The organism is Devosia riboflavina (assembly GCF_000743575.1).
Lineage (GTDB): Bacteria > Pseudomonadota > Alphaproteobacteria > Rhizobiales > Devosiaceae > Devosia > Devosia riboflavina.
Genome location: NZ_JQGC01000036.1, coordinates 1 through 17000 on the forward strand (window position 1 = coordinate 1; position 17000 = coordinate 17000).

General features: G+C 61.3%; 19 protein-coding genes. 13 read left to right on the forward strand and 6 right to left on the reverse strand.

Annotation, left to right across the window (positions count from 1 at the left end):
* On the reverse strand, positions 1-209 hold a 209-nt coding region (locus tag JP75_RS23915), incomplete at its 3' end, for a LacI family DNA-binding transcriptional regulator (protein ID WP_152565973.1).
* Positions 210-695: 486 nt separating this feature from the next.
* On the opposite strand from JP75_RS23915, the gene JP75_RS23920 reads away from it, so the two are divergent.
* From JP75_RS23920 to JP75_RS23945, 6 genes are all read left to right on the forward strand, one after another.
* Positions 696-1964, forward strand: a complete 1269-nt coding sequence (locus JP75_RS23920) for an ABC transporter substrate-binding protein (RefSeq protein ID WP_035087561.1) — start codon at positions 696-698, stop codon at positions 1962-1964.
* Positions 1965-2057: 93 nt separating this feature from the next.
* A complete protein-coding gene (locus JP75_RS23925) occupies positions 2058-3038 on the forward strand; it encodes a carbohydrate ABC transporter permease (RefSeq protein ID WP_051961318.1) in 981 nt (326 codons plus the stop codon).
* Positions 3038-3883 carry a carbohydrate ABC transporter permease gene (locus JP75_RS23930; protein WP_051961321.1) on the forward strand — a complete coding sequence of 282 codons (846 nt, stop codon included), beginning with the start codon at positions 3038-3040 and terminating at the stop codon, positions 3881-3883. The genes JP75_RS23925 and JP75_RS23930 overlap by 1 nt, the downstream gene beginning before the upstream one ends.
* A gap of 11 nt (positions 3884-3894) precedes the next feature.
* Positions 3895-4899: an ABC transporter ATP-binding protein gene (locus tag JP75_RS23935; protein WP_035087562.1), complete on the forward strand. Its 1005-nt coding sequence runs from the start codon at positions 3895-3897 to the stop codon at positions 4897-4899.
* 182 nt (positions 4900-5081) lie between these two features.
* Positions 5082-5870, forward strand: a complete 789-nt coding sequence (locus JP75_RS23940) for a ThuA domain-containing protein (RefSeq protein ID WP_035087563.1) — start codon at positions 5082-5084, stop codon at positions 5868-5870.
* A 184-nt stretch (positions 5871-6054) separates the two neighbouring features.
* A complete protein-coding gene (locus JP75_RS23945) occupies positions 6055-7098 on the forward strand; it encodes a Gfo/Idh/MocA family protein (RefSeq protein ID WP_035087564.1) in 1044 nt (347 codons plus the stop codon).
* Positions 7099-7268: 170 nt separating this feature from the next.
* On the opposite strand, the gene JP75_RS23950 is transcribed toward JP75_RS23945, so the two are convergent.
* On the reverse strand, positions 7269-8051 hold the full coding sequence (locus tag JP75_RS23950; protein WP_035087565.1) for an SDR family NAD(P)-dependent oxidoreductase: 783 nt from the start codon (positions 8049-8051) through the stop codon (positions 7269-7271).
* Between the two features lie 97 nt (positions 8052-8148).
* Here JP75_RS23950 and JP75_RS23955 point away from each other — a divergent pair, with 97 nt between their 5' ends.
* Positions 8149-8661, forward strand: a complete 513-nt coding sequence (locus JP75_RS23955; RefSeq protein ID WP_035087568.1) for a MarR family winged helix-turn-helix transcriptional regulator — start codon at positions 8149-8151, stop codon at positions 8659-8661.
* Between the two features lie 75 nt (positions 8662-8736).
* On the forward strand, positions 8737-8988 hold the full coding sequence (locus tag JP75_RS23960) for a GlsB/YeaQ/YmgE family stress response membrane protein (RefSeq protein WP_035087569.1): 252 nt from the start codon (positions 8737-8739) through the stop codon (positions 8986-8988).
* Here JP75_RS23960 and JP75_RS23965 read toward each other — a convergent pair.
* Both JP75_RS23965 and JP75_RS23970 read right to left on the reverse strand, forming a co-directional pair.
* On the reverse strand, positions 8985-9257 hold the full coding sequence (locus JP75_RS23965) for a DUF2277 domain-containing protein (RefSeq protein WP_035087570.1): 273 nt from the start codon (positions 9255-9257) through the stop codon (positions 8985-8987). The genes JP75_RS23960 and JP75_RS23965 overlap by 4 nt on opposite strands.
* A gap of 89 nt (positions 9258-9346) precedes the next feature.
* A complete protein-coding gene (locus tag JP75_RS23970; RefSeq protein WP_035087572.1) occupies positions 9347-10948 on the reverse strand; it encodes a bifunctional metallophosphatase/5'-nucleotidase in 1602 nt (533 codons plus the stop codon).
* A 253-nt stretch (positions 10949-11201) separates the two neighbouring features.
* On the opposite strand from JP75_RS23970, the gene JP75_RS23975 reads away from it, so the two are divergent.
* Positions 11202-11852, forward strand: coding sequence for a ThuA domain-containing protein (locus JP75_RS23975; protein ID WP_035087573.1), 651 nt, complete (start codon positions 11202-11204; stop codon positions 11850-11852).
* Positions 11853-11858: 6 nt separating this feature from the next.
* Here the strand turns inward: JP75_RS23975 and JP75_RS23980 are convergent, their stop codons facing one another.
* Positions 11859-12497, reverse strand: coding sequence for a DUF1109 domain-containing protein (locus JP75_RS23980; protein WP_035087575.1), 639 nt, complete (start codon positions 12495-12497; stop codon positions 11859-11861).
* The gene (locus tag JP75_RS23985; RefSeq protein ID WP_035087576.1) at positions 12494-13045 is read right to left on the reverse strand and encodes a sigma-70 family RNA polymerase sigma factor; all 552 of its coding nucleotides are present in this window, start codon (positions 13043-13045) and stop codon (positions 12494-12496) included. The genes JP75_RS23980 and JP75_RS23985 overlap by 4 nt, the downstream gene beginning before the upstream one ends.
* 160 nt (positions 13046-13205) lie before the next feature.
* On the opposite strand from JP75_RS23985, the gene JP75_RS23990 reads away from it, so the two are divergent.
* The 4 genes from JP75_RS23990 to JP75_RS24005 form a co-directional block, all read left to right on the forward strand.
* Positions 13206-13541 carry a hypothetical protein gene (locus JP75_RS23990; RefSeq protein ID WP_035087578.1) on the forward strand — a complete coding sequence of 112 codons (336 nt, stop codon included), beginning with the start codon at positions 13206-13208 and terminating at the stop codon, positions 13539-13541.
* A gap of 92 nt (positions 13542-13633) precedes the next feature.
* Positions 13634-14482, forward strand: coding sequence for a cytochrome b/b6 domain-containing protein (locus JP75_RS23995; RefSeq protein ID WP_035087580.1), 849 nt, complete (start codon positions 13634-13636; stop codon positions 14480-14482).
* Complete coding sequence (locus tag JP75_RS24000) at positions 14479-15270, forward strand: molybdopterin-dependent oxidoreductase (RefSeq protein ID WP_035087582.1); 792 nt, start codon at positions 14479-14481, stop codon at positions 15268-15270. Before JP75_RS23995 ends, JP75_RS24000 begins: the two co-directional genes overlap by 4 nt.
* A gap of 434 nt (positions 15271-15704) precedes the next feature.
* A partial coding sequence (locus JP75_RS24005) for a DEAD/DEAH box helicase (RefSeq protein WP_051961323.1) occupies positions 15705-17000 on the forward strand: 1296 nt, incomplete at its 3' end.

The window sequence follows — 17000 nt, forward strand, 5'->3', positions numbered from 1 at the left end:
TCATCGGCGCCGCGCAGCACGAGGCCGATGGCGCCGGCGCGGCCGGTGGCCAGGCGCAGGGCGCTGGCATTGGGACGATAGCCAAGCTGCGCCGCCGCCTCGGAAACGCGCACGCGCGTTGCTTCCTTGACTTCAGGATAGCCATTGAGCGCGCGGCTCACCGTCGTTTGCGACAGGCCGAGATGCTCGGCAAGGTCTTTCAATCTCATAGCGGCTTATGGCCCAGATGGTTTCGGCACCCGGTTTTCCGGGGTTTGGCCTTGTGGCCGCTCGGTACGCCTCGCCATTAGGGCAGGCAGGGCTCTTTGACCAGAGCCTTTGCCCAACTCCTCCAAAGTGCATTCAAAGCGATTTCAATTTTGGATGCAAGAGGGCTCCAAAGTTTGAAAATGGCTGAGGTGCGTACCTCAGTTGCATTTTAACGATTTGGCGGAAAAGCGAAGTTTGGCAATTTCTAACTTATTGAAAATACATGTAATTTTATAGTTGCTCGCAAAAATGGTGAAAATTGGCGGTGCTCACCGCTTGACAGTTTTCTGCCGCTCTGGTTCCTTTTCATCCAAAGCGCTTTGAAAACCTGCTGGCGTGAACGGCGGGATGGGCGCTTTAGGGGAGGGAATTGCGGGCTCACGCGTTTAGCGCCGGGCCGCGCCGTTTTGCCTCCCTGCGCAAGATTTCTTTCGGGAGGATTTCCAATGACACTGAACAAGATGCTCGTGGCGATGCTGACGAGCGTGACGCTGGTGGCTGGTGCAGCTCAGGCTGCCGAGCTCTCCATCGTTTCGGGCGATACGGGCAATGGCCTTGAATTCCTGCGCGGCCAGCTCGACAAGTTCGAAGCCGACACGGGCCACAAGGTGACCATCGTTCCGATGCCGTCTTCGACCACCGACCAGTTCGGCCAGTACAAGCTCTGGCTGGCTGCCGGCAATACCGACATCGACGTCTACCAGACCGACGTGATCTGGGCTCCGCAGCTCGCCGACCAGTTCCTCGACCTCACCGAGGCCGCCAAGGATGTCGTGGGCCAGCACTTCCCCTCGATCATCGAATCCCAGACCGTGAACGGCAAGCTCGTCGCCCTGCCGGCTTTCACCGACGCTCCGGCGCTTTACTATCGCAAGGACCTCCTCGAAAAGTACGGCAAGGAAGTCCCCAAGACCTGGGCTGAGCTGACCGCGACCGCTCAGGAAATCATGGATGGCGAGCGCGCCGCCGGCAATGCCGAAATGTGGGGCTTCGTGTTCCAGGGCAACGCCTATGAAGGCCTGACCTGCAACGCCCTTGAATGGGTAAAATCCTTCGGCGGTGGCCAGATCATCGAGGCTGATGGCTCGATCTCGATCAACAACGAGAACGCAGCCAAGGCAATCGACCTCGCTGCAAGCTGGGTCGGCACGATCTCTCCGGAAGGCAACCTGGCCTATATGGAAGAGGAAAGCCGCGGCGTCTGGCAGCTCGGCAATGCCGTGTTCCACCGCAACTGGCCCTATGCCTACTCGCTCGGCAATGGCGCCGACTCGCCGATCGCCGGCAAGTTCGACGTTGCTCCGCTCCCGGCAGGCGAAGGCCCCGATGCCCGCTCGGCTGCTACGCTCGGCGGTTGGAACGTAGCCGTTTCCAAGTACTCGCCCGATCCGGATGCCGCCATCGAACTGGCGCTCTATCTGGCCTCGTCCGAAGTGCAGAAGGAACGCGCCCTGATGCAGTCCAACCTGCCGACGATCGAAGCGCTCTATGACGACGCCGACATCGCTGCCGGCCAGCCGATCATCCCGGCCTGGAAGGAAATCTTCCAGAACGCCGTGCCGCGTCCGTCCGCACCGACCCAGGCCAAGTACAACGAGGTCTCCTCGCTGTTCTGGAGCGCCGTGCATGACACGCTTTCCGGCAATGGCACTGCTGCCGAGAACCTCGAAGTTCTCGAGGCCGACCTGACCGACCTCAAGGGCGACGCCTGGTAAGTCCTCCCAGGGCCCAATGACAAGGCGGACGGCCGGGTTTTTCCCGCCGCCCGCCTTGCGCAATAAATACCGCAGGCGTTGGGAGGAGCAACGATGACTACCGAAACACTGGCGCCGCCAGCAGGACTGGCCAGGCCCAAAGTCAAATCGGAACTGATGCAGCAGCGCATCCGCGCAGCGCGATTGTTCCTCATCCCAATGCTGATCGCTCTGGCGGTGGTGGCTGGTTGGCCGCTGCTGCGATCGATCTATTTTTCCTTCACCGACGCTTCGCTGAGCAATCTCGATGAAGCGCAGTGGATCGGCCTCGGCAACTATATCCGCTGGACCACGCTCGAAAGCGGCGCGGTGCGCTATCGCGGGCTGCTGGTTGATCCCGCCTGGTGGAATGCGGTGTGGAACACCGTGCGCTTTGCCTTCGTCTCGGTGCTTTTCGAAGCCGTGCTCGGGATGATGGTGGCACTGGTGCTCAATGCCGAATTCAAGGGCCGCGGCATCGTCCGCGCCGCCATCCTGATCCCCTGGGCCATTCCGACCATTGTTTCGGCCCGTATGTGGGGCTGGATGCTCAATGACCAGTTCGGCATTCTCAATGACCTCGGCATGCGCCTGGGTCTTTTGAGCCAGAAGGTGGCCTGGACCGCCACGGCAGACACCGCCATGACCGCCGTGCTGATCGTCGACATCTGGAAGACGACGCCGTTCATGGCGCTGCTCATTCTCGCCGGCCTGCAGATGATCCCCAAGGACATCTATGAGGCTGCCGAAATCGACGGTGTGCATCCGGTGAAGCAGTTCTTCCGCATTACCCTGCCGCTGGTGCGTCCGGCGCTGATGGTGGCGATCATCTTCCGCCTGCTCGACGCGCTGCGCATCTTCGACCTCATCTATGTGCTGACGCCCAACAGCTCGGCGACCAAGACGATGAGCGTTCTGGCGCGCGAAAATCTCTTCGACTTCGACAAGTTCGCCTATGGCTCGGCCATGTCGACCTTGCTGTTCCTGATCATCGCTGTCCTGACCATCCTCTATATCTGGCTCGGGCAAGTGAAGTTTGACGGGGGAGACCGATAATGGGTGCGACTTTCGATCTCTGGAAGCTGACCAAGTGGGCGCTATTCTACCTGCTGGTCGCCTTCATCGTCGTGGTGAGCGTGTTCCCGTTCTACTATGCCATCCTCACCAGCTTTAAGTCGGGCACGGCGCTGTTCCAGGTCAATTACTGGCCGACCTCGTTCAGCCTCGACAACTATTTTAACGTGCTGAACTCGGGCAGCTTCCCGCGCAATCTGCTCAACTCGATCTTCGTCGCTTCGGTGACGGTGATCCTGGCACTGTTCCTGGCCATCACTGCGTCGTTTGCGCTGGCCCGCGTGCGGTTCCGGGGCAGGGGGCTGCTGCTGCTGACGATCCTCGGGATTTCCATGTTCCCGCAGATGGCAGTGCTCGCCGGCCTTTTCGAAGTGATCCGGGCGCTTGGCATCTACAACACGCCGTGGGCGCTGATCTTCTCCTATACGATCTTTACGCTGCCATTCACCGTGTGGGTGCTCACCACCTTCATGCGTGACCTGCCGGTGGAGATCGAGGAAGCGGCGATCGTCGACGGGGCCTCGCCCTGGGTGATCATCACCCGCGTGTTCATGCCGCTGATGTGGCCGGCGCTGGTGACGACAGGCATCCTCGCCTTTATCGGGGCGTGGAACGAGTTCCTCTTCGCGCTGACATTCACCTCCAGCAACGAGACGCGCACCGTGCCGGTGGCTATCGCGCTGCTTTCGGGCAGCACCCAGTATGAAATCCCGTGGGGCAACATCATGGCTGCCTCGGTCATCGTCACCGTTCCTCTGGTGATCCTCGTTCTCGTCTTCCAGCGTAAAATTGTTTCCGGCCTGACTGCCGGCGGCGTGAAGGGTTAAGGAGCAAAAAAATGGCTGCGATCGAACTTCGCAATGTCCGCAAGTCCTTTGGCATGGTCGACGTGATCAAGGGTGTCGACCTGGAAGTCCGCAAGGGCGAGTTCATGGTGTTTGTCGGCCCCTCGGGCTGCGGCAAATCCACCCTGCTGCGCCTGATCTCGGGCCTTGAGGACATCACCTCGGGCGAGATGCTTTTCGACGGCAAGCTGGTCAATGCACTGGCGCCGTCCAAGCGCGGCATCGCCATGGTCTTCCAGTCCTATGCGCTCTATCCGCATATGACGGTCTACGAAAACATGGCTTTCGGCCTGACGCTCGAAAAGGGCAAGGGCAAGGAAGAAATTCAGCGGCGCGTCGAAAAGGCCGCCGACATGCTGCAGATCCGGCAGTATCTCGACCGCCTGCCCAAGCAGCTTTCGGGTGGCCAGCGTCAGCGCGTTGCCATCGGGCGTGCCATTACCCGCGACCCGAAGGTTTTCCTCTTCGACGAACCGCTGTCGAACCTCGACGCGGCGCTGCGCGTGGCGACCCGTATCGAGATCGCCAAGCTGCATGAGGAAATGAACCAGGTCACCATGATCTATGTGACGCACGACCAGGTGGAGGCGATGACCCTCGCCGACCGCATCTGCGTGCTGCGCGATGGTTATGTGGAACAGGTCGGTACGCCGATGGAGCTCTATGAGCGTCCGGACAGTATTTTCGTCGCGGGCTTTATCGGTTCGCCGAAGATGAATTTCATTGCCGGCGACAAGGCTGACAAGTTCGGCTGCACGACATTGGGTATCCGCGGCGAGCACATGGACATCAAGGCAGACGGCATCTGGGAAGGCACCGTCATTCACACGGAAAACCTCGGTGCGGACTCCTATGTCTATCTCGATATGGGCCAGGAAGAGCCGGTGGTGGTGCGCCTCGATGGTGCTTCGACCTATCAGAGCGGCTCCGTGTTGAAGGTTTCGCCGCAGGAAGACCGCATTCATCGCTTCGATACTGCGGGCAAGCCGATCCGCTAAATCAATCACAAATGCCGTGACGGCCCTAAGGCCGTCACAAAGCCAATCGCTGCGTCATTCCCGCGAAAGCGGGAATCTCCCTTGACCGACAAAAGGAGATTCCCGCTTTCGCGGGAATGACGCAGAGAAATGAGAAAGGGCCGGTGCCTCCCCACCGGGCCAGTCAAACTAGGAGACTACTTATGCCGATCCGTACCCTGGTCTGGGGCGAAAACGTCCACGAGCAGAAGAACAAGGTTGTTGCCGAGAACTATCCCAACGGCATGCACAACCAGATCGCCTCGCTCATCGCGCAGGACAGCAATATTTCCACCAAGACCACGACGCTGCAGGAGCCGGAGCACGGTCTGACCGACGCCGTGCTGGCCGAGACCGACGTGCTCGTCTGGTGGGGCCATGCGGCTCACGACAAGGTCGACGACGTGGTTGTCAAGCGCGTGATGGAGCATGTCTGGCAGGGCATGGGCCTGATCGTGCTGCATTCGGGCCACCACTCGAAGGTCTTCAAGGGCCTGATGGGGTCGCCGGCGAACTTGCACTGGCGTGAAGCGGGCGAGCGCGAACGTCTTTGGGTCGTCAATCCGGGCCACCCGATTGCCAAGGGCCTGCCGGCCTATTTCGAGCTCGAATATGAAGAAATGTACGGCGAGCCCTTCTCCGTGCCGGAGCCGCTGGAAACCGTGTTCGTTTCCTGGTTCCAGGGCGGCGAAGTGTTCCGCTCGGGCCTGACCTATCGCCGAGGCGCGGGCAATATCTTCTACTTCCGCCCCGGCCACGAAACCTATCCGACCTATCACGACGCCAATGTCGGCCAGGTGCTGCGCAATGCGGTCAACTGGGCCTATAACGGCGACCGCCATGCACACCTGATGAAGGCGCCGAATACGCCTGTCGGCGAAGCGATCGAGAAGATCGAAGAGCGCGGCGCCAAGCTTTCGGCTTCGGACCACGCCGGTGAAGTGAAGAAGTAAGACGCATTATCCCTTCATCGTCATTGCCCGGCTTGTCCGGGCAATCCAGGGGGCCGCGAGCGCGGTAATGGATCGTCCGGACAAGCCGGGCGATGACGATAGGGCAGGTATCGAGGGCTAATTCGCGGTCCCGATGAGTTGAACACTGTTTAGCGGCCGCCGCGGCGGCCAAGGAATCAAAAGAATGCGTATCCTCATTCTGGGTACCGGCGGCATGGCCAATCAGCATGCCAAGCATTTTGCGGCGATCGACGGCGTGACGCTGGCGGGGGGCGTGGACGTCGATCCGGCGCGCGTGGAAGCGTTCAACAAGACGCATGGCATCGAGAGGGGCTTTGGCTCGCTCGACGCGGCGCTGGCCTGGGGCGAGTTCGATGCGGTGGCCAATGTCACCCCGGACAGTATCCACCACCCGACGACCATGGCGGCATTGAACGCCGGCAAGCATGTCTTCTGCGAAAAGCCCCTTGCCACTGACCATGCCAAGGCCATGGAAATGACCGAGACGGCCGAGCGGCTGGGCCTCGTCAACATGGTCAACCTGACCTATCGCAATGTGGCGCAGCTGCAGAAGGCACGCGAAATCGTGCAGTCGGGTCAGGTCGGCACGGTGAAGCACTTTGAGGCGAGCTATCTGCAGAGCTGGCTGGTTTCGAAGGCCTGGGGCGATTGGCGCACGGAAAGCCAGTGGCTGTGGCGTCTGTCGAAGAAGCACGGCTCCAATGGCGTGCTCGGCGATATCGGCGTGCATATTCTGGACTTTGCCGCCTACGGGGCCGGCAGCGATTTTTCGGACGTGTTCTGCCGTCTGCATACGTTCGACAAGGCCGAGGGCAACAAGATCGGTGAATATGATCTCGATGCCAATGACAGCTTTGCCATGACGGCGCAGCTTGAGAATGGCGCGCTGGGCGTGGTGCATGCGACGCGCTGGGCGACCGGGCATTTCAACGAATTGCGCCTGCGCGTTTACGGCGAAAAGGGCTCGGTGGAAGTGCAGCATCGGCATGATTGGTCGAAGCTGTTTACGTGCCTTGGCGACGATATCGAGACGGGGACCTGGACCGAGGTTGAAGTCGATGCTGTGCCGACGAATTACCAGCGCTTTGCCGAGGCGGTGCGCGCGGGCAAGAATCTTGAGCCGAGCTTCCGCCATGCGACCAATATCCAGAAGGTGCTGGATCTGGCGACGGTGACGGATCGCGATCGGGCCGAGCATCGGGTTTGATTTTCTGAGACGCCGGGGGATTTCCCCGGCGTTTTCATTTTTCACGGTACTGCCCTCGGGCGTGACCCGAGGGCCACTATCCCACGCTCGAAAGCTTGTGGCTCCCATGCAGGCCCTCGGATCACGTCCGAGGGCAGCGCGGCGGTTTTGGATGTTTTGGGGATGACGGCTCAGGCCGATTGGTAACGCGGGGCGGGTGAGCCGTTCTGGGTGCCGCCGAAGAGGTTTTGGCGGGCGGTGTCGTAGGTGTTCCAGAGGTCGAGATCGTGGACGGAGGGGAGGGTGACTTCTTCGCTGCGGTCGAAGCCGGCGAGGGCGGCGTCGACGAGTTGTTCGGCGGTCATGAAGGCCGACTGGTCGAAATTGGCAATTGGTACCCCGGCAGTGTCGTAGAATTCGGTGATGGTGCCGGCGGGCAGCACGGCCTGGATGAGGACGCCGTCGGCCTGCACTTCCTGCTGGATGGCGCGGCTATAGGTCAGAACGAAGGCTTTGGTAGCGCTGTAGAGCGAGGTGGCGGGCATGGCGTGGAAGGCCATGACGGAGCCGACATTGACGATGGCGCCGGTTTTGCGGGCGCGCATGCCGGGCAGGGCGGCGCGGGTCAGGCGCATGAGGGCGGTGACGTTGAGGGCGAGGGTCTGGGCCGCGGCTTCGTCGCTGAGATCGGCGGTCGAGGCGATCGGGCCCATGCCGGCATTGTTGACCAGAAGATCGATCTCTTCGTTGCGCAGCACGGTTTCGATGCTGGCCATGCCGGTTTCGACCGAGAGATCGGCGGCGATGGTGCGGACGGAAATGCCGTGGGCCTGCTGCAGCTCGGTGGCAAGTTCGGCGAGGCGCTCGGCGCGGCGGGCGACGAGGACGAGATCATGGCCGCGGGCGGCGAGGCGTTGGGCATAGACGGCGCCGATACCGGAAGAGGCGCCAGTGATGAGAGCGGTTTTGGACATGGGATACCCCTTTAATTGAGTGCTCAACTAATTGGGATTGTGCCGCATCCTTGTCAATGGTGATGTGCTCAACTATTTTCTTGGGTGGAGAAAGACAATGGCAAAAAACACGCCCGCAGACGTTGAAAACACCGAAGCCTATGATCCGCTCAACTGCACGCATACCGCGTTGCGGGTGGCGTCGCGGCAGCTTACCCAGCTTTATGACGATGCACTTGCGCCTGCCGGCGTGACTTCCGGGCAGGCGCTGGTGGTGGCGCGGATCGATGAAATGGGCGGGGCTCCCGGTGGCACGGGGCCATCATTACAGGCGCTGGCCAAACGGCTTTCCATCCAGATTTCGGCGCTGACGCATGCGCTGCGGCCCCTGGTACGCGATGGGCTGGTGGAAGTTGTAGTGGACGCGAGCGACCGGCGGGTAAAGCGGGCGGTGCTGACCGAGCAGGGGCTCAAGCAGACAAGGCAGATGTACCTGCTTTGGCGCGCGCTGAATGAGCGGATCGATGCTGTGCTGGGGGAAGGAACGACCGAACAGTTGCGGGGATTGGCAAATCTGGTGGCGGCGCCCGGCTTTGCGGAAACAGTGCTGTCGGAAGGCAGGCTCGGCTAAGAACAGCAGGAGGTTCACCCTTGCAAGCTGGTTAAGCCATTCCAATTTATGCGCTGTAATCGTGGGAGCGCTCTTATGGGAATTCTTTGGGCCATCATCATTGGTTTTCTGGCCGGCCTGATCGCCAAGTGGATTACCCCGGGCGGTAACAAGCCGCAGGGGTTTATCCTGACGACGGTGCTGGGCATTGTCGGCTCGGTGGTGGCGACCTGGCTTGGGCAGCAGATCGGCTGGTATGGGCCGGGCGATGGGGCCAATTTTATCGGGGCGATCGTTGGCGCGGTGGTGATCCTGCTGGCCTGGGGCCAGTTGGCGCGCCGGGTTTAGGTGGTGCCGTAGCGCTCGCGGGCGCGCTCGCGGGCTTTGGCGGCGACGATCTCGCGATCCCTCGGCGGCGCCTTGGTATCGAGGGCGTTCAGCAGCTTGCGGACTGATTTTTCGATGTCTTCGACGGCGTCGTAAAACGCGGCCTCATTGGCCTGCGAGGGACGGTTGAAGCCGGAAATCTTGCGGACAAACTGCAGGGCCGCTTCGTGCATTTCGTTCTTGCTGGCGGGCGGCTCGAAATTGAAGAGCGGCTTGATGTTCCGGCACATGGGGCGTTTCCTTCTGGGCATCAGTCAAAAGAGATAATGCAAAAGGGCGCCCGATGGGGCGCCCTTCGTGTTTGGTGAGGCGAAAAACCTTACTTCACGGTGATGCGGCCATCGAGGTAGGGCGTGTATTCGCCGCCGAGCTTGGCGATGTATTCGGCAACGACCTGTTCGAGCGGCGGGCCGAAGTCATAGGGGTTTTCGCCCGAAGCGAAGGTCTCGTAGCCGTCGCCGCCGCCGCGCACGTAGTTGTTGGTGACGACGATGTAGTCGGCTTCCTCGTCGATCGGCACCCAGGTGTCGCCTTCGCCCTTGACCAGCACGTCGCTGACGCGGCTGCCGGCAGGGTTGGCGAGGGTATAGGTGTATTTGAGGCCAGCGACCTGCGCGAAGCGGCCGGCGCCGTTTTCAATGTCGCTGACGCCGTTCTCGAGGGCTTCGATGACGTCGGCACCGCTCACTTGAACGGTAGCGAGGGTGTTGGAGAAGGGCAGGACGGTCAGCACGTCGCCGACGGTGACTTCACCGGCATCGATGGATGCGCGGATGCCGCCGCCATTCTGGAAGGCGATGGTAGCGCCCTGGTCGGCAACGCGATCGAGGATGGCGTCAGCCAGCAGGTTGCCCATAGAGCATTCCTGCACGCGGCAGACTTCGCGGGCGCCTTCGAGCTTGTCGGTGGTGGAGCCGATGACCTGGCTGGTCATTTCCTCGATGGGACCGAGGAGCGTAGCGAGTTGGCCCTTGAAGTCCTCGTTGGCCGTGACCGAGGCGTCGATCAGGTAGGGTTCGCCTTCGGCTTTAGTGACAGTGCCGTTGTCATCCCAGGTGATGGCGATGTCGCCGAGATATTTGCCGTACTGATTGGCCTGGACGACGGGGACTTCGACGCCGACCGGGTTGGTGACCATGGTCGGGTAGGGGCCGGCGGCGCCTTCGGCGGTGTTGGAGAGCAGCGTATGGCTGTGGCCGCCGACGATGACGTCGACCAGCGGCAGGGAGGCGGCGACGTTGAGGTCTTCGTTATAGCCGATGTGGCTGAGAAGAATGATCTTGTTGACGCCGGCCGCATCGAGCGCTTCGGAGGCGCCGCGGACATACTGGATGACATCGTGGAATTCGACATCGCCAGGCGAGGCGATTTCGGGGGTGTCTTCGGTGGTGGCGCCGATGATGCCGATCTTTTCGCCGCCGACTTCGACGACGATCGAACCCTGGACCTTGCCGCGCAGGCCTTCATCGCGGGTGACGTCGAAATTGCCACCGATGATCGGGAACTCGGCGGCTTCGATGAATTTTAGGTATTCTTCCGGGCCATCGTCGAATTCGTGGTTGCCAGTGGCGACCACGTCAAAGCCCATCTGGTTGAAGAAGTCGGAAACGACCTTGGACTTGTAGGTGGTGTAGTAGAGCGAGCCCTGGAAGTTGTCGCCGGCCGAAAGCAGCAGGGAGTTGCCGCCTTCATATTTGGCGCGGGTGTCGTCGATGATGGTTTTGAGGCGCGCAATGCCACCAAAACATTCGCCAGCGGCGTCGGTTTCGGCGTCGCAGTTCGAGTCCGATCCGGTGATCGGGTCGAAGCGCGAATGGAAGTCGTTGATGTGCAGGATGTTGAGTGTGAATTCGGCATGGGCGGCGGTCGAAAAACCGGCGCAGAGGGTGAGCGCGGTGGCGCCCAGCAAAAGCTTCTTCATCCCTGTGGTTCCTTCGTGATTGCAGCAAGGCCCTGCTTCGAAGTCCGGCGCTCCCGACAATTTTTTTTCGTGTCGCCACTGAAGCATTAAGGAGAGTTAACCAGCTAATTGTGACAGTGGAAAGTGTTTCATTTCCGAGATTTATCCGACGCTTGGCAGCGCGAGAATGGGCAGCGCAATCGATGCCATTTGGGGTTTCAATAGCGGATGAGTCAGGTATTCTCCGCCCCGTTTGATTTGAGGGGGTACCCTGATGCGTAGTGCTTTGATCGTCTATGGCGGCTGGGAAGGCCATGATCCCGAGGAATGCGCGACGATCTACCGTCGCTGGCTGCACGAGGACGGCTATTCGGTGCGCACGGCGACCGAAACCAGCGCCTTTGCCGATCCCTCTATTCGCGACTTGTCGCTGATCATTCCGATCTTCACGATGAGCAAGATTGCCAAGGAAGAGGCGGAGAACCTGACCAAGGCCGTCGAGGGCGGTGTGGGTCTTGCTGGGCATCATGGCGGCATGAGCGACGCTTTCCGCGAGGCGGTGGACTATCAGTTCATGGTCGGCGGCCAGTGGGTGGCGCATCCGGGCAATATCATCGACTACACCGTTGATGTGACCAAGCCAGAGGACCCGATCATGGCGGGGATTTCGGCTTCGTTCCCATACAAGTCCGAGCAGTATTACATGCATGTCGACCCCTCGAACGAGGTGTTGGCGACGACGACTTTTACCGGTGAGCATGCCTATTGGATCGACGGCGTGGTGATGCCGGTGGTCTGGAAACGCAAGCATGGCAAGGGCAAGGTGTTCCACATGACGCTGGGGCATCAGGCCAAGGAATTCGAGAATTCCAACATGGCGACGATCATGCGTCGCGGCATGAACTGGGCGGCCAAGGACGAATAGTCCTTCCTACCAGCGCAGAACGAACTTTCCGATGACGGCGCCGAGGAGGGCCGTCATCGCGATGCCCAGCGAATACCAGACGGCCATGAACATCATGCCGGTTTCGCCGCAATAAAAGGCATAGGCCCAGGCGCCGAAGCCGCCTGCGATGAGCCCTGCGGCAAAGCCGGCGAGGGTCGGTGAGCGCGGTGCGGTCGTGCGCAGCGCCGAGAGCAAAGCAATCAGAACAGGCGTGCCGGCGAGGGTGATCAGCCAGGGGCAGACCATGGCGGTCTGGCCCATGAACATGGGCATGGACCAATCGGCGCGCATCCACATCATGGTGCCGCTGCCGAGGGCGAGGAGCGCAAGGAGGCCCGCGCCGGCGAGGGGCCAGACGATGCGGCCATCGGGGCGGGCGAGGACGGGCGCGGCGGCAAGGCCTAGAAGGCCGAAGGCCAGCGTGTAGCCGAATTTCGTCCAGAACATCATGGCGCTATCGGCGCCGCCGAAGGGGCGGCCCATCATAAGGTCGAGGACGAGATAGACGCCGACTATGGTAACGAGCACGCCGATGACGAGGGCGAGGATCAGCCGGCGCTCGATGGCGCGGGGCGGGGTGGGCTTGAGATCGGCGGCGAGGCGATTGATGAGGTCGTCGGTCATTTCTCGCCTCCGGCAAACTTGCCCATCAGGGTTTTGAGGCCACGATGGATGGAGACTTTTGCGGCGGTTTCGGTGATGCCGTGGCGGGCGGCGGCTTCGGCGACGGTGGCGCCTTCGAGGCGGGTCTGGCGGATGAGGTCGGACGTGCGGGGCGGGACGTTGCTGAGGACGGTTTCGACGTCGTGGCGGTCGGCGGCGTTGGCGCTGTCGTCGCTGGCGAAGATGGGCGCGTCGTCTTCGAGCGGTACGGTGGGGCGGATGGCGTAGCGGCGGACATGGTCCACGAATTTGTGGTGGGCGACGGCATGCAGCCAGGCCGTGAAGGGCCTGGTGCGATCGTAAGTTTCGCGCCGCGTGTGCACGGCCAGCAGGGTTTCCTGCACGAGGTCCTCCGCGTGCGACGCATGGGCGGGACTGAGGCGACGGGCAAACCAGGGACGCAGATAGCGCGTCAGGTCGGCCAGAAGCATTCGATAGGCGGACGCGTCGCCATCGAGCGAAGCGAGCATCAGCCCGCGCAGCCGCATCTCGGTTTCGTCCGCCTGCATCACGTTCTCATACGTCTCCCTCGGCGCCATGGTTACACCGAGTGATGAAGAAAGTTGAGCGGATATCACGACGCGGTGATCGCGTAACCGATTGGGGTGTCGGGGCGAATGGCTGGCATGACCGCGCCGGAGGGGCGGGTCTCAACCGGGAGATTTTTCGATGCATGTTTTCAAGACGATCACCCTTGCCGCCCTGATGGTTGGAGGCGCCGCCGTGCCTGTTTTTGCGGAGGATGCGATGGCTCCGGCCCTGGACGCGATGGCGCCGGCAACTGATGCCATGGCGCCGCAAGCGATGATCAGCAATGCCGATCTCGAGCTTTGCCTGACGCAGGCTGCTGCCATTACCTTTCCCGAAGCGATGACGGCAGCGACCGTTGCCTGCAATGGGCTTCATGAAGGCATGGACGTAATTGGGGCGATCCGGTCTCTCGGCATGGACGAGAAGATGGAAGCCAATCCGATGGCTGGCGGCGCCATGGCGCCGGCGATGTAAAAACGCAGTCACAAACAAGTGTTGGCCGCCATTTGTCCCGTGCGTTACCGTTGCTGGTGAACGGGGCGAATGGTGCCGCCAAGGGGACGTTCATGACCACTGAAGAAAAAGAACCGCAGGCGAAGGGGCCACTGGTCTATCGCCAATCGGTATGGACGCGGGTGACGCATTGGGTCTGGGCGATCTGCCTGTTCTTCCTGCTGCTCTCGGGGCTGCAAATTTTTAATGCGCATCCGGCGCTCTATATCGGGCAGCAATCGGGGTTCGAGTTCGAGAATGCTGTGCTGGAGATCGGGGCGGTGAATACGCCCGAGGGACCGCGTGGGCGGACGACGGTTTTCGGGCAGACGTTCGATACGACCGGCGTGCTCGGCATGAGCGGCACGGCGGAGGCGCCGCAATTTGTGGGTTTTCCGGGGGCTGTCACTATTCCATCGTTCCGGGACCTCGCCACCGGGCGGGTGGTGCATTTCTTCTTTGGCTGGGTGCTGGTTGCGGCGCTGTTCGTCTGGTTTTTGGCCAGCTTCATCAACGGTCATCTGCGGCGCGATATCGTGCCGAAGGGATCGGATATTTCGGGCTTGCCGAAGGATGCGGTTGACCATGCGCGGCTGCGGCTGCATCACGGCCGCTCCTATACGCCGCTGCAAAAGTTGAGCTATTTCGCGGTTTTCTTTGTGCTTTTTCCGCTGATCATTTTGACGGGATTGACCATGAGCCCGGGCATGGATGCGGCCTGGCCATGGCTGCTCGACGTCTTTGGTGGGCGGCAGACGGCGCGGACAATCCACTTTGGGGTTATGGTGCTGCTGGTGCTGTTCTTTATCGTGCACATCATCATGGTGCTGCTGGCAGGGCCGCTTAATGAGCTGAGATCAATGATAACGGGCTGGTATCGCACCAGTCCCGGCACGCCGGCCGAGGCAGGAGACAAGCCGTGAGCAATATCATTCTCAGTCGGCGGAAGCTGCTTATTGGATCTGCGGCGCTTGGATCGAGCCTGGCGCTAACGGGTTGCGACCAGTTCGATTTTCTCGGGCAGCGCGGCAACCCGGTGCGGCAGGCGCTGGAGCAGGCCAATGTACTTACCTATCGGGCGCAGCGGGCGTTGATAGGCGATCAGACATTGGCGCGGGAATATTCGGTGAGCGAAATCCGGCAGGGCATGAAGCCCAATGGCTCCACCGAGCCGATGACGCCGGAGTACCTGTTCCTGAAGGGGCAGAATTTTGCAAACTATAAGCTGACCATCAAGGGCATGGTGGAGCGGGAGGTTTCGTTCTCGCTCGATGAATTGCGCAACATGCCGGCGCGCAGCCAGATCACGCGGCACGATTGCGTCGAAGGCTGGAGCTGCATCGCCAAGTGGACGGGGACGGCGCTGGGCCCGGTGCTGGATATGGCGGGGGTGAAGCCGGAGGCGCGGTATTGCGTCTATCACTGCTTCGACAATATCCAGAAGACGCTCGCGGGCGATGTTTTCTACTATGAGAGCTCGGACCTGGTGGATGCCTATCATCCGCAGACAATCCTATCCTACGGGCTCAACGATCAGGTCTTGCCGGTGAGCAATGGCGCGCCGGTGCGGCTGCGGATCGAGCGAGCGCTGGGGTATAAGCAGCCGAAATATCTGCATACGATCGAGCTGGTGGATGACCTGACGCCGTTTGGGCGGGGGAAGGGCGGATATTGGCCGGATAATGGGTACGATTGGTACGGCGGGATCTAGGTCATGCGCTCAGTTGGCCATAGCGGTCTGCAAATGACGATTTCCTGCGCTTCCGGTGCTCACGTACCGACGCACGCTCCGCTCCGGTTCTCAGAAACCGCCATTTTCGCCTCGCTCTGACTCAACTGCCCACACAACCTAGGGCATCGTGGCTCCCGATTGAGGGGCCACAAACCTCCCATGCGCCTGCCACACTTGCCTTTTGGGGCTATTTCCCCCATATGGGACGCAGCGTTGCGGCATAGAGTGCCGCTAACGGGCTTCTCTTCTTACTCAAGCGGTGAGCGGCGAAGTCATCCCGGATAGCTAGATGCTCCGGGTTTGAGCCAGCACCCGCGCGATATCATCCTATCGCCCGATTGCAATTTTTGTTCCTGGCGCCTGCGCTTTGCAGAGCGCCCGCGCAGCTTTTGCGCATCATGAAAGATCAAGATTTGACCGATTTTTCCAGTCTCGGATTGCCCCAGAACATCACCGACAGCCTCAAGGCTGCGGGCTTCGAGACCCCAACCAAGATCCAGAGCCAGGCCATTCCGAAACTGCTCGAAGGCCGGGACATGCTGGGCATTGCCCAGACCGGCTCGGGCAAGACGGCCGCTTTCGGCCTGCCGATCCTCGCCGGTATCGGCGAACTAACCGGCCGTCCGCGGCCGATGACGACGCGTGCGCTGATCCTGGCGCCGACGCGTGAACTCGCCGTGCAGATCGAAGAGAATATCCGCAAGTTTGCCGGCTCCAAGATGAAGCTCGATACCGTGCTCGTGCTGGGCGGCGTGTCGCGCTACCACCAGGTGCAGAAGATCGCCAAGGGCGTTGACGTTGTCGTCGCGACCCCGGGCCGTCTCAAGGACCTGCTCGACGACAACAAGATCCGTCTCAACGAGACGCGCTGGCTGGTGCTCGACGAAGCCGACCGCATGCTCGACATGGGCTTCATTGCCCCGGTAAAGGCGATCGCCAAGGCCATCGGCCTCAGGCGCCAGACCATGCTGTTCTCGGCCACCATGGCCACGGAAGTCGAAGATCTCGCCAAGGGCCTCCTCAAGGAGCCGATCAAGGTCGAGGCAGCGCCGCAGGGTTCGACAGTGGTCAAGATCGACCAGCGCGTTATCCTTTCGGGTTCGAAGGCCAAGCGCGGCGTGCTCAATGGCCTGCTCGACGACGAGAAGGAAGGCATGGAGCGCGTTATCGTGTTCGCGCGCACCAAGCATGGCGCAGACCGCGTTGCCAAGAACCTCGCCATCGATGGGCATGAGGCTGCGGCCATTCACGGCAACAAGAGCCAGAATGCACGCCAGGCGGCGCTCAAGGGCTTTGCCAGCGGTGGCGTGCGCATTCTCGTGGCGACCGATATTGCGGCGCGCGGCATCGACGTGCCGGGCATTACCCATGTGGTCAATTATGACCTGCCGGACGATCCCGAAAACTATGTGCACCGGATTGGCCGTACCGGCCGTAACGGGGCTACGGGTATTGCCATTACGCTGTGTGACGGCACCGAGCGCTCCAAGCTGCGCGATGTCGAAAAGCTGATCCGCCGCACGCTGCCGCTGTCGGGCGACCTCAACATGGTCGAGGAAGCGACGGCTTCGGCGCCGCGGGCTCCGCGCAACAATGCCGGTGCTCCGGGTGGTCAGCGCACGGCGCGCAATCCCAAGCCGAGCCAGCGCAAGTTCAACACGCCGCGTCCGGGTGGCGAGCGTGGCAAGGGCGGCGCTCCCCGCGACGCC

Bases quoted from the DNA above. Each gene is read 5' to 3' on its own strand.
- JP75_RS23920 (WP_035087561.1), top strand. From the start codon at position 696: ATGACACTGAACAAGATGCTCGTGGCGATGCTGACGAGCGTGACGCTG.
- JP75_RS23995 (WP_035087580.1), top strand. From the start codon at position 13,634: ATGACCACTGAAGAAAAAGAACCGCAGGCGAAGGGGCCACTGGTCTAT.
- JP75_RS23955 (WP_035087568.1), top strand. From the start codon at position 8,149: ATGGCAAAAAACACGCCCGCAGACGTTGAAAACACCGAAGCCTATGAT.
- JP75_RS23930 (WP_051961321.1), top strand. From the start codon at position 3,038: ATGGGTGCGACTTTCGATCTCTGGAAGCTGACCAAGTGGGCGCTATTC.
- JP75_RS23940 (WP_035087563.1), top strand. From the start codon at position 5,082: ATGCCGATCCGTACCCTGGTCTGGGGCGAAAACGTCCACGAGCAGAAG.
- JP75_RS23975 (WP_035087573.1), top strand. From the start codon at position 11,202: ATGCGTAGTGCTTTGATCGTCTATGGCGGCTGGGAAGGCCATGATCCC.
- JP75_RS23980 (WP_035087575.1), bottom strand. From the start codon at position 12,497: ATGACCGACGACCTCATCAATCGCCTCGCCGCCGATCTCAAGCCCACC.
- JP75_RS23990 (WP_035087578.1), top strand. From the start codon at position 13,206: ATGCATGTTTTCAAGACGATCACCCTTGCCGCCCTGATGGTTGGAGGC.
- JP75_RS23925 (WP_051961318.1), top strand. From the start codon at position 2,058: ATGACTACCGAAACACTGGCGCCGCCAGCAGGACTGGCCAGGCCCAAA.
- JP75_RS23965 (WP_035087570.1), bottom strand. From the start codon at position 9,257: ATGTGCCGGAACATCAAGCCGCTCTTCAATTTCGAGCCGCCCGCCAGC.
- JP75_RS23935 (WP_035087562.1), top strand. From the start codon at position 3,895: ATGGCTGCGATCGAACTTCGCAATGTCCGCAAGTCCTTTGGCATGGTC.
- JP75_RS23970 (WP_035087572.1), bottom strand. From the start codon at position 10,948: ATGAAGAAGCTTTTGCTGGGCGCCACCGCGCTCACCCTCTGCGCCGGT.
- JP75_RS23985 (WP_035087576.1), bottom strand. From the start codon at position 13,045: ATGCAGGCGGACGAAACCGAGATGCGGCTGCGCGGGCTGATGCTCGCT.
- JP75_RS23950 (WP_035087565.1), bottom strand. From the start codon at position 8,051: ATGTCCAAAACCGCTCTCATCACTGGCGCCTCTTCCGGTATCGGCGCC.
- JP75_RS23945 (WP_035087564.1), top strand. From the start codon at position 6,055: ATGCGTATCCTCATTCTGGGTACCGGCGGCATGGCCAATCAGCATGCC.
- JP75_RS23960 (WP_035087569.1), top strand. From the start codon at position 8,737: ATGGGAATTCTTTGGGCCATCATCATTGGTTTTCTGGCCGGCCTGATC.